10 protein-coding genes are annotated in these 10,716 nt (G+C 65.5%); 3 read left to right on the top strand and 7 right to left on the bottom strand.

What is annotated here, in order from left to right:
* Nucleotides 1–28 precede the first annotated feature (28 nt).
* On the top strand, nucleotides 29–892 hold the full coding sequence (locus tag IEV64_RS14585; protein ID WP_188424223.1) for an SMP-30/gluconolactonase/LRE family protein: 864 nt from the start codon (nucleotides 29–31) through the stop codon (nucleotides 890–892).
* A gap of 84 nt (nucleotides 893–976) precedes the next feature.
* Here IEV64_RS14585 and IEV64_RS14580 read toward each other — a convergent pair whose 3' ends face one another.
* Together IEV64_RS14580 and IEV64_RS14575 are read right to left on the bottom strand one after the other, a co-directional pair.
* On the bottom strand, nucleotides 977–1,393 hold the full coding sequence (locus IEV64_RS14580) for a GlcG/HbpS family heme-binding protein (RefSeq protein WP_188424222.1): 417 nt from the start codon (nucleotides 1,391–1,393) through the stop codon (nucleotides 977–979).
* Nucleotides 1,394–1,562: 169 nt separating this feature from the next.
* Nucleotides 1,563–3,179, bottom strand: coding sequence for a glycoside hydrolase family 28 protein (locus IEV64_RS14575; protein WP_306452315.1), 1,617 nt, complete (start codon nucleotides 3,177–3,179; stop codon nucleotides 1,563–1,565).
* A 17-nt stretch (nucleotides 3,180–3,196) separates the two neighbouring features.
* Here IEV64_RS14575 and IEV64_RS14570 point away from each other — a divergent pair, with 17 nt between their 5' ends.
* Nucleotides 3,197–4,663 (top strand): sulfatase family protein, encoded by a 1,467-nt coding sequence (locus IEV64_RS14570; protein ID WP_483867022.1) that lies wholly within the window; start codon nucleotides 3,197–3,199, stop codon nucleotides 4,661–4,663.
* Between the two features lie 131 nt (nucleotides 4,664–4,794).
* Nucleotides 4,795–5,925 (top strand): enolase C-terminal domain-like protein, encoded by a 1,131-nt coding sequence (locus IEV64_RS14565; RefSeq protein ID WP_188424220.1) that lies wholly within the window; start codon nucleotides 4,795–4,797, stop codon nucleotides 5,923–5,925.
* Between the two features lie 144 nt (nucleotides 5,926–6,069).
* Here the strand turns inward: IEV64_RS14565 and IEV64_RS14560 are convergent, their stop codons facing one another.
* The 5 genes from IEV64_RS14560 to IEV64_RS14540 form a co-directional block, all read right to left on the bottom strand.
* Complete coding sequence (locus IEV64_RS14560; RefSeq protein WP_049917800.1) at nucleotides 6,070–6,288, bottom strand: hypothetical protein; 219 nt, start codon at nucleotides 6,286–6,288, stop codon at nucleotides 6,070–6,072.
* Nucleotides 6,289–6,436: 148 nt separating this feature from the next.
* Nucleotides 6,437–7,498, bottom strand: a complete 1,062-nt coding sequence (locus IEV64_RS14555; RefSeq protein ID WP_188424219.1) for an ABC transporter ATP-binding protein — start codon at nucleotides 7,496–7,498, stop codon at nucleotides 6,437–6,439.
* A complete protein-coding gene (locus IEV64_RS14550) occupies nucleotides 7,495–8,565 on the bottom strand; it encodes an ABC transporter ATP-binding protein (protein ID WP_188424218.1) in 1,071 nt (356 codons plus the stop codon). Before IEV64_RS14550 ends, IEV64_RS14555 begins: the two co-directional genes overlap by 4 nt.
* 45 nt (nucleotides 8,566–8,610) lie before the next feature.
* Nucleotides 8,611–9,636 (bottom strand): ABC transporter permease, encoded by a 1,026-nt coding sequence (locus IEV64_RS14545; protein WP_007274238.1) that lies wholly within the window; start codon nucleotides 9,634–9,636, stop codon nucleotides 8,611–8,613.
* Nucleotides 9,637–9,638: 2 nt separating this feature from the next.
* The gene (locus IEV64_RS14540) at nucleotides 9,639–10,643 is read right to left on the bottom strand and encodes an ABC transporter permease (protein WP_239640814.1); all 1,005 of its coding nucleotides are present in this window, start codon (nucleotides 10,641–10,643) and stop codon (nucleotides 9,639–9,641) included.
* Nucleotides 10,644–10,716 lie beyond the last annotated feature (73 nt).

Genomic DNA, 10,716 nt, shown 5'->3' with positions numbered 1-10,716 from the left:
AAGCCCCCGTGGAAAGAACGACCACTCGATGGCATGGAAGTTCGAGCGAGTCGCGGGTCCGTTCCGGGCGACTGAGGGCCCGATTTGGACCGGCGACGCGGTTCGATTCACGGAGATAACGGAGCATCGGGTCCTCGAATACGACCCCGAGACGGGGGAGACCGGCGTCTACATCGACTCGACCGCCGGCGCGGTCGGGCTTCACGAGGGCCTCGACGGCGAGCTGTACGCCTGTGAGGCCGAGGGCCACCGCATCGCCGCGCTCACCCCGGACGAGCCCGCGACGGTCGTCGTCGACGAGTTCGAGGGGACGGCGCTCAACGGGCCGAACGACCTCGAAATCGACCGCGACGGGGATATCTGGTTCACCGACCCGGACGACAAGGACCGGGGACTGCTCGGCCACACCTCCGTCTTCCGGGCCGAGCGAGCGGACCCGAGAGACGACTGGCGACTCGTCCAGCTCACCGACGAGATGGACCGTCCGAACGGCATCCTCCTGTCGCAGGACGAATCGCGGCTCTACGTCGCCGAGTGCACCTACGGCCCGGACCAAGACACCGATTTGCGAGCCTACCCGATTCGGGACGACGGGTCGCTCGGCCCCCGCGAGATACTGCACGACTTCGGCGACCACCGCGGCATCGACGGCATGACGCTCACGGAGTCGGGCGAAATCGTCGCCTGCGCCGGGTGGGAAAAGGGCGGACCGGGGCCGTCGATTTACGTCTTCTCCCCGTCGGGCGAGGTGCTGGAACGCCACCCGTTCCCCGAGAACCGCCCGACGAACTGCACGCTCGGCGGGCCGGACGGCTCGACGCTCTACGTCGCGGACATGACGGGGTGCCTCTACGCGGCCGAGACCGACCGCTCGGCGTACGTCCGCTTCTGACCGAAAAGGGACCGTGAGGACAGATACGCTGGATTGGGTGTCGTCGGAACCGAACCCGAACTCGACGACTCCGACGCGGACGTCTCAGCGGAGCGGTTCGAACGCGTCGAGCCCCGCTTGGGACGCTTCCATGTCCTCGGACACCGCGCCGCCGCTCGCGCCGACCGCGCCGACGACGACGCCGTCGTGTTCGACCGGGAACCCGCCGCCGAAGACGACGACGCGACCGTTGTCGGTGGTGTGGAGGCCGTACACGTCGCCGCCGGGTTCGGCTCCTTCCTTCAGTTCGTGGGTCGGCTTCTTGACCGCGGCCGCGGTGTAGGCCTTGTTCTGTGCGATGTTGCTCGCGACGAGCTTCGCGCCGTCCATCCGGCGGAACCCGAGGAGGTTCCCCTCGCTGTTCGTCACCGCGAGGTTCAGCGGGACGCCGAGTTCTTCGGCTTTCTCCTCCGCCGCGTCGAGAATCGTCTTGGCTTCGGCTAGCGTTAGCTCTTGAACCATCGACTCGACCGTCGACCGCTCGGGAGAAAAAACCACCGTTCACGGGGAGAACAGCCGTCTTAGCGGACATAGCCGGCGATACGGCTATCCGAACCGAATCGAACGCCGCGCGCTCGACTGCGCGTTTTCGCGTTCGTCCGTCGTTGTCGCGTCGGCTTGAACGTACGGGTTACCGCGGGAGGGCGTTCCCCGACCGCTCGAACGACTCCACGTCGCCGGCGTCGGCGGCGTCGATGAGGTCGTTGTTGACGAACAGGCGTTCGCCGTCCGTGTTCGACAGCGAGAGGAACGTCCCCGTCCCCTCGGTCGCCCGCGAGTTCCGAACCGTGATGTCCGTCGTGTCGGCGAGCGAAATCGCCGCCGCGTCGTCGTCGGTGTGGGCCTGTCGGCCGACGAAGCCGTCGACGAGCAGGCCGTCCACGTCTTCGCAGGCCAGCCCGCTCCGGTAGTAGTCGGGCAGGTCGCCGTCGTCGTCCCACTCGACGGTCACGTCGCGCATCGTCACGTCGCGGGCGTTCTCGACGTGGACGCCGGCGATGTCGTTGGCGAAGATGGGCGTGACGACCGAACTCGGCTGGAGGTCGAAGTTGCCGCCCACCTCGTCGGCGTGCTCGCTCCCGGTGAGTTCGATGCGGACGTTGTCGAACTCCACGGTCTCGATGTCGGAGTCCTCGGAGCCGTAGACGAGCGCCCCGTTCTCGCTGCGCGCGACGATGTTCGAAAAGCGCACGTTCCGAATCCCGCCGAGGTCGGTGTCGTCGTCCCGCGGGACCGACGTGACGTAGATGGGTTCGCCCTTGCCCCACCACGGGCCGGGGAGCATGTTGGAGTTGACGACGATGTCGGTGAAAAGCACGTTCTCGACGACGCCCGAGTCGCGGTGCTGGATGCCGAGGCCGCGGTTCGACTCCTGGACGACGATGTTCTGGAACAGGCAGTCGCGAATCGTGTCGTCGGTGCCCGAGCCGAACTTGATTGCGCAGGCGCTCGACCGGAGCGTGCAGTTCGTCACGACGATGCCCTCGCAGGTCACCGGCTCGTCGGGTCGCGCGCCGAAGGTGATGCTGTCGTCGCACGACTGGATGGTGCAGTCGGAGATGTGGACGTTCTTCGTGTCGCCGAGCGCGATGCCGTCGCAGTTCGGGATGAGCAGGTGGTTGAGGATGTCGACGCCGCGGATGTCGACCTCCTCGGTCCCGTGGAACGACAGCGTCCACGCGGGCATGTCGCGGATGGTCACGTCGCGGATGCGGACGTTCGTACAGTTGTTGAATCGGAACATCGGACCGGGGCGGAAGTCGGGCTTCGCGACGGGCCAGCCCTCGGTCCCCTTCGTCCGCGAGAGGTAGGCGTCGCCCTGTCGCGCCTCGTGGGGGCCGTTCGAGATGAGCGGGTGCGACGCGCTCTCGTTGGAGTGGCCCTGAATGGGCGTGTCCATCCGCATGAACTCGGTTCCGAGGCCGTCGAACTCGCCCTCGCCGGCGATGGTGACGTTCTCGACGTCCTCGGCGAGGAAGAAGATGCGCTCGTTGTCGGGGCCGATGAACTTGTCCGTGTACTCGGCTTCGTCCTTCGCGGGGCTGACGACCGCGCCGGCTTCCAGATAGAGCGTCACGTTACTTCGGAGATGGACGGTTCCGACGGTGTACGTCCCGCTGGGGACGGTAACGGTTCCGCCGTCGGACTCCGAGCAGTCGTCGATGGCGGTCTGGAACGCCTCGGTCTGGAGGTCGTCCGTCTCGTCGGCGTAGGCTGTCACGTCGAAGGCACTCGCTGTGGGCGGCATGTACGCGTACCGTCGCGGTGGCCTATCTTTATACTACTGGTGGTCGGAGTTCGGCCGTGAGTGATGCTCGCCCAAACGTCCTGTTCGTGATGACTGACCAGCAACGGTCGGACACGATTCGGGCGCTCGGAAACAGTCGAATCCACACCCCGAACATCGACCGACTGGTCGACCGCGGCGTCTCCTTTACCAACGCCTACTCGCCCGACCCCATCTGTATCCCGGCGCGACACACGATTCGAACCGGCTGTGAGGCCGTCTCGACGGGCTACCTCGGGAACGAAAAGCGCGACGCGCGACATCTCGAAGACCGGTGCGGCCCCTTCCTCGCTCGGAGCATGCGCGAGCGTGGCTACCGGACGTTCCTCGTCGGGAAATATCACGCCCAGCCCCACGACATCGACCTCGGCTACGACCACCACCTGAGCTTCGAGGCGTTCCGCGAGGAGACCGGCCACGAGGTCAAGACGACCGCCCGGCAGGGCGCGATGGTCCACCTCCCCCAACAGAACCGACTCCCGCCGGACGACAACTACGAGGCGTGGATGACCGACCGCGCGGTCGACCTCGTCGGCCGCGACACCGACGAGCCGTTCTTCGGCCTCGTCTCGTACGAACCGCCGCACCCGCCGTTCGCGCCGTCGCCGCCCTTCAACCGGATGTACGACCCCGAGCGGCTCGGAAACCCGGTGAAAGGCGACCGCGAAACCGACCACATGGACGAGAAGATACCCGCCCAGAACCACCACTTCTGGACGACCCGCGAGGGCGGCATCGACGACACCACCGTCCGGGTCATCAAGGCGTACTACTACGGGATGATTTCGGAGGTCGACCGGCGCATCGGTCGCCTGCTCGACGCGGTCGAGGCCCGCGACGACGCCGACAACACCCTCATCTGTTTCTTTTCGGACCACGGCGAACTCCTCGGCGACCACCGCGGCTGGGAGAAGTCGTCGTTCTTCGAGTCGTCGTGTCGCGTCCCGTTCCTCGTGAGCTGGCCCGCGGAGCTTCCGGAGGGCGACCGCCGCGACGACCTCGTGGCGCTGACCGACCTGTTCGGCATCGCGACGACCGCCGCGGGCGACCAGGAGCTCCGCGACGGCGTCGACGTGCTCGGGACGATTCGGGGCGACGCGGAGCCCCGCGAGCGGCTGTTCGGCTACCACCGGACGCCGCGGCTCCCGCCGAACTTCACCGGGATGGTCCGCGAGGGCCGCTGGAAGTACGTGTTCATGCGCAACGGCGGCCGCGAACAGCTGTTCGACCTCGCGGCCGACCCGAACGAACTCGACGAGTGCGCCGCCGACAACCCCGAGGTCGTCGACGGCCTTCGCGACGCGCTGGCGGAGAAGCTGACCGACGCGGGAGCGGACGAGTTCGTCGAGAACGGGACGCTCCGGCGCGCGCCGTACCAGGAAATCGACATGGGTCGGCTCGTCCGCGAGCCGTACCCCGAGGAGCCGGCCGACGTGCTGGACTGACCGACCGGCGTCACCGGGTTCTTTCCCCCGCTCTCCCCGGGTTCTCTCCCCCGCACTCCTCGCCGTCCGGTCCCCGAAATCGCCGGTCCCGCCGTACTTTTATGAGCGTTCCGCGTAACCGACTACCACGAATGGAGATCAGCGACATCCGTACCATCCGGTTCAGCTGTGAGTCCTACATCGACCCCGACGAGAAGGGCCACGGCCACCCCGGCGAGCCGAGGGAGTCGACGCGGACCATCACGCACGTCGTCGTCGACGGCGGCCCCGACGGCTACTGCCGCGGCGGTCACGAGGCGGCCAACGAGTTCGCGAAAAAGCACCTCGTCGGCGAGAACCCGCTGTACCGCGAGAAGCTCTGGCAACTGCTCTGTCGGGCCGAGCGACTGAACAAGGGGACGCTCACCGACAAGCGCGTCGCCCCCATCGACTGCGCGCTCTGGGATATCGCCGGCAAAGACGCCGGCCTCCCGGTCTACCAACTCATCGGCGCGGCCCGCGATTCGGTCCCGGCCTACGGCAGTACGATGGTCGGCGACGACGACCCCGACGGACTCGGCTCGTCCGAGGCGTACGCCGACTTCGCCGAGGAACTCGTCGAGGAGGGCTATCAGGCTATCAAACTCCACACGTGGATGCCCCCGTTCGGCGATGACCCCGAACGGGACATCGCCGCCTGCCGGGCGGTCCGCGAGCGCGTCGGCGACGACATCGACCTCATGCTCGACGCCCATCACTTCTACAGCCGAAGCGAGGCCAAGAAAATCGGGAAGGCGCTCGAAGACCTCGACTTCCGCTGGATCGAGGAGCCGATGGACGAACACTCGATGTCATCCTACGAGTGGCTCTCGAACGAACTCGACATCGCCGTCGTCGGCCCCGAGACCGCCGAGGGCCGGATGCACACCCGAGCCGAGTGGATAAAGCGGGACATCGCCGACATCATCCGCGTCGGCGTCTACGACGTGGGCGGTATCACGCCCGCGCTGAAGGCGGTCGGCCTCTGCGAGTCGTTCAACATCGAGTGCGAGATTCACGGCCGCGACGCGCCCAACCTCCAACTGCTCGGGACGATGGCGTTCCCCGGCCGGTACTACGAGCGCGGCCTCCTGCACCCGAAACACGACTACGAGACGTACTTCCCCGGTCTCGAACACCCGCCGGACGAAATCGACGACAACGGCGTGGTCGAACTGCCGCAGACGCCCGGCCTCGGCTACGCGTTCGACTGGGACTACATCGACGCCAACCGCGCCGAGTAACTGCCTCGGCAGGCGGGACGGAACGACCTCGGACGCGACGAGAGCGAACGACGACGCGACGGCGGTCGCTCGCGGAACGCTATACGCTGTTTTTCCGGTCGGCGATTCAGTTCGACGTTCGGCGTCGGTGACGGAACTTCGGGGTCAATTGTACGCACCCCAGAGTCGGAGCAACAGGTAGCCGCCGACGCCGACGCCGACGAGCGAGATGCCCCAGACGCCGAACATCCCCGCTAGCGTCCCGTCGAGGACGAAGCGAGCGAGGAGAATCATGAAGACGCCCGAGAGCACGGTCATGATGAAGTTGCGGTTCGACGACGCGGCCTTCCGGAGCGAAGGCACGCGCGATGCGTTGACTGACATACGTACTCACACGGTCACTCTCCGAACACAAATAGATACTGTTCGCTCGGGCGTCGTTCGACCGGCTCAGACGGCTCTGCGGGGCGAAAACGGGACGGTTGGAACGAGGGTTGCGGGGTCGCGACGTCCGCGAACGGGGCCGGGTGGCTCAGTCGTTGACGATGCTCGGACTGTCCCAGTACTCGTGGGTGTCGTCGGCGCGGAAGCACCGCGCGGCGTGGCCGTCCTCGTCTTCGAACGCGCCCGGGTCGTTGGTCTCACAGACCTCACGCGCCTTCGGACAGCGCGGGTGGAAGTGACAGCCGCTCGGCCGGTTCGTCGGGTCGGGAATGTCGATTTTCCGAATCGGGAGGTCGTCGTCTCCCTCTCCCTCGTAGAGGTTCGGCGTCGCCCACTTCAGCGCCTGCGTGTAGGGGTGCTGGGGGTCGCCGATGACCTGCTCTATCGGCCCGACTTCGACGATGCGGCCGAGGTACATGACGGCGATGCGGCCGCCGGACTTCTCGGCGATGTACCGGGCGTTCGAGAGGTCGTGGCTGATGAAGACGTAGGAGGTGTCGAACAGGTCCTGCAGTTCGAGCATCAGGTCCATCATCTCCACCCGGAGGCTCACGTCGAGGGCGCTGATGGCCTCGTCGGCGAGGATGACGTCCGGGTTCAAGAGTAGCGACCGGACCAGCACGACGCGCTGTTTCTCGCCGCCCGAGAGCTGGTGGGGGAACCGCTCGACGAAGTCCTCGGCGGGCGTGAGCCCGACGCGTTCGAGGAGCGCGTAGACGCGCTTTCGGCGCTCTTCTTCCCCGAGGTTCGGGTTCCACTTCTTCAGCGGGAGCATCAGCGAGGTGAGAATGCGCTGGTTCGGGTTCAGCGCGCTCCCGGGGTCCTGGTGGATTATCTGGAGCGACCGCCGAATCTCCGAGAACGGGATGTCCGGGTCGCGGCCGTTTTTGGCCTCCCAGATGTCCTGTCCGCGGTAGGTAATCGAGCCGTGGGTCGGCTCCTGCGCGCCGATGATCGTCTTGCCCAACGTCGACTTTCCACAGCCGGACTCGCCGATGAGCGTGACCACGTCGTTCTCGCCGATGTCGAGCGAGATGCCGTCGACGGCGCGGACCGTCTGCCGCTCGCCGAACAGGCCGAGGAAGCCGCTACTGTCCGTGAAGTGGACCGACACGTCGTCAACCGAGAGGATGGAGTCGTCGACGCTCATTCCGACTCACCGCCCTCTTCGGCCGCTTCCATCGCGGGAATCGGGATTTCGTCGGACACGTCGTCGTGGTAGAAACACGCGGTTCGGTGGCCGTTGCCGCGGTCCGCCATCGGCGGTTCCGCCTCCGCGCAGGACTCGTCGGCCATCGGGCACCGCGGCCGGTACGAACAGCCGGGGATGTTGGTCACCGGGTCGGGCTTCGAGCCCGAAATCGACTGCATCTCCTCGATGGGCGCGTTCAGGTCCGGCGTCGCGTTGAGGAGCGACCGGGTGTAGGGGTGCGCCGCGTCGTAGAGAATCTCCTCGGTCGAGCCGACCTCGACGATGTCGAACGCGTACATCACGACGAGCCGGTCCGCGAGCTTGGTGAGAAGCGGCAGGTCGTGCGTGATGAAGATAATCGTCAGCTCGTACTCCTCTTTGAGCTCCTTGAGCAGGGAGACGATAGAGCGTTGCATCAGGAGGTCGAGCGCGGCGGTCGGCTCGTCCATCACGAGCACCTCCGGTTCGAGGATGAGCGCGAGCGCGACGAGCGCGCGCTGTTTCATCCCGCCCGAGAGCTCGTAGGGGTACGAGTCGAGGACGCGGTCGGGGTCTAAGTAGAGGTCGCCCAGAATCTGGTGGGCTCGTTCGAGCCCCGCCTCCACGTCGCGATTGTGGTCTTCGAGGGTCTCCCTGAAGTGGCCGCGGACTTTCTTGACGGGGTTGAACGAACTCATCGCGCCCTGGAACACCATGGCGACTTCGCCCCAGCGGAACTTCCGAAGCTCCTCTTCGTCGAGGTCGAGCACGGAAATCGGCTCGCCGCCGTCGGGCGGGTAGTAGGTGACTTCGCCGGAGGTCTCCCCCGGGCTGACGACCGCGTTCATCAACGCGGACGAGGTCATGGACTTGCCGCTCCCGCTTTCGCCGACCATGCCGAGCGTCTCGTTGCGGTAGATGTCGAAATCGACGTTGCGGACGACTCTCGATTCGCCTCGGTTCGTCCCGAAGGTGACCTCCAGGTCGCGGACTTCGAACACGACGTCTTGGTCCGGGTTCGAGTCGTTCTGATTCGACGTTCGCATTGTTTGGTTGGTAGTCATCGTCTGGTAATAGGTGTTGGCACGGGGTCAGTCCCCGCCGGTCGCCTGCGATTGGTTGTTCTTCGAGGTGCCTTTCTTCTTCGAGGTTTTCGCGTGGCGTGCCCGGAGGCGGACGTTGAACAGGCTGTCGAGCCCCTGCGATAGCAGGACGAGTCCGAACGACAGCAGGAAGATACAGACCATGGGCGCGACCATCCACGGGAGCATGTCCGGTCGGGTGAGCGCGTTGCCCTCGTACGCGAGGTTCATCATCACGCCCCAGTTGAACGTGGTGAAGGGCAGGATGCCGAGGAAGTACAGACCCACGGACTCGAAGATGATGCGTCGAGAGGTGAGCGCCCCGTTTATCATCACGTACGGCATGAGCTGCGAGAGGATGTCCCGCCGGAGAATCGACGACAGCGGGATGCCCATGATTTCGGACGCCTCGACGTAGGACTCCTCGCGGATGCTCAGCACCTGCGAGCGGACGGTCCGCGCCAGTCCCGGCCAGTTGTCGATGCCGAGGAACACCCCGACGATGTAGGGGTTCTCGGGCTGGAAGATGGCCGTGATGACGATGATGAGCGGCAGCCCCGGAATCGTGATGACGACGTCGGTGACGGTCATCAGGAACGAGTCGATACGCGTGCCGTGTTCGAAGCCGGCGACGACGCCCACGAGGGCGGCGAAGCCGACGCTCACGACCGCGCCCGCGAAGATCATCTTGAACATGCCCGGCGTCGCGTGGATGAGTTGGGCGTGAATCGGCTGGCCGAACACGTCGGTGCCGAGCGGGTACGCGAGCGATTCGAACGGCGCGGCGAGGACGGGGGCGTCACCGCTCGTCGGCCGCTCGACGAGCCAGACGCCGACGGTTCCCATGAGGAGGAAAAAGGCGAGAATCGCGCCGCCGACGAGCGCGCGCCAGTCGTCGACCGCGATGCGCGCGGGGGCGACGATATTCATTTCGAGGAATCGCTTCGTGCGGTCGGCCCGCGATTCGGGGTCCGGGTCGATGTCCTCGTCGTAGAGGTCCTTCAGGTCGAACGAGTCGGAATGTGCTTCGCTCACAGTTACTCCTCACCCACCGAGATGCGCGGGTCGATGAGCGTGTACGTGAGGTCGGCGATGAAGATGGCGGTCAGCGAAATCGCCGTGAACACGAGGAGCGTGCCCATCAAAAGCGGGTAGTCCTGCGTCTTGACCGCCTCGAACATCAGGAGGCCCATGCCCGGGTACGCGAACACCTCCTCGACGATGACGGCGCTACTGAAGACGCCGGCGATGCCGATCATGAACTGCGTGTACATCGGGAGGATGGAGTTGTGCCCGAGGTACTGCGTGGCGATGCGGGTCTCGCGGAGGCCCCGCAGTTGCGCCACGCGGATGTAGTCCTCGCCGAGGACGCGAATCGCGTTGCCGCGCATGGCGAGCGCGCCGGAGGTCGCGAGCGCGCCCATCGAAATCGCCGGGAGCGCCGCGTGTTGCACGAGACTGAGCATGAACTCGGGGTTGTACCCCGCCGCGATGCCCGAGCCGATGCGGCCGCCCGTCGGGAAGTAGTTGTTCTGGATGGCGAGGAAGTAGATGAGCACGACGCCGACGATGTAGTACGGAATCGAGTTGAGCCCGATGATGAGTGATGACACCGTGGAGTCGAACCGCGACTTCTCGCGGTAGGCCGTCATCACGCCGAGGAAGATGCTCAGCGAGTAGCCCAGAGCGAGCGCGTAGACGCTGATGAACATCGACCACGGGATACGCTGCATGATGAGCGTCGTGACCTCCTCGTTTTTGAAGAACGAGGTGCCGAGGTCCTGCCGGAGAATCACGTCAGACGCGTAGTTGAAGTACTGTACGTGCATCGGCTGGTCCGGATTCACGTTCGTGTAGAGCTGTATCATCCTGTTCAGTCGGTCGATGTCGACGCTCCCGCCGCTCTGCGAGAGGATAACGCTCCGCATCGCTTCCGTCGGGCCACCGGGCATGGCCTGATACAGCAGAAACGAGACCGTCATCGTGACGAAAAACGTCAGTATCGCTTGCCCGAGACGCTTCAACAAATACTTTGGTGTCATTATTAATAGTTTGGCTTCTAGCGTGAGAGAGCTTAATTGTGGTGGTTAAGCCCGTGGGGGGTGCCGTCTCACC

It is taken from the genome of Haloferax sulfurifontis, assembly GCF_014635105.1.
GTDB classification, from domain to species: Archaea; Halobacteriota; Halobacteria; order Halobacteriales; family Haloferacaceae; genus Haloferax; species Haloferax denitrificans.
Note: the sequence above shows the minus strand (reverse complement) of the source record. Positions and strands in the feature narration are given on the sequence as shown.

Excerpts from the sequence above, each read along its gene's own strand:
- IEV64_RS14585 (WP_188424223.1), top strand. The coding sequence starts at position 29 with ATGGCATGGAAGTTCGAGCGAGTCGCGGGTCCGTTCCGGGCGACTGAG.
- IEV64_RS14580 (WP_188424222.1), bottom strand. The coding sequence starts at position 1,393 with ATGGTTCAAGAGCTAACGCTAGCCGAAGCCAAGACGATTCTCGACGCG.
- IEV64_RS14575 (WP_306452315.1), bottom strand. The coding sequence starts at position 3,179 with ATGCCGCCCACAGCGAGTGCCTTCGACGTGACAGCCTACGCCGACGAG.
- IEV64_RS14565 (WP_188424220.1), top strand. The coding sequence starts at position 4,795 with ATGGAGATCAGCGACATCCGTACCATCCGGTTCAGCTGTGAGTCCTAC.
- IEV64_RS14560 (WP_049917800.1), bottom strand. The coding sequence starts at position 6,288 with ATGTCAGTCAACGCATCGCGCGTGCCTTCGCTCCGGAAGGCCGCGTCG.
- IEV64_RS14555 (WP_188424219.1), bottom strand. The coding sequence starts at position 7,498 with ATGAGCGTCGACGACTCCATCCTCTCGGTTGACGACGTGTCGGTCCAC.
- IEV64_RS14550 (WP_188424218.1), bottom strand. The coding sequence starts at position 8,565 with ATGCGAACGTCGAATCAGAACGACTCGAACCCGGACCAAGACGTCGTG.
- IEV64_RS14540 (WP_239640814.1), bottom strand. The coding sequence starts at position 10,643 with ATGACACCAAAGTATTTGTTGAAGCGTCTCGGGCAAGCGATACTGACG.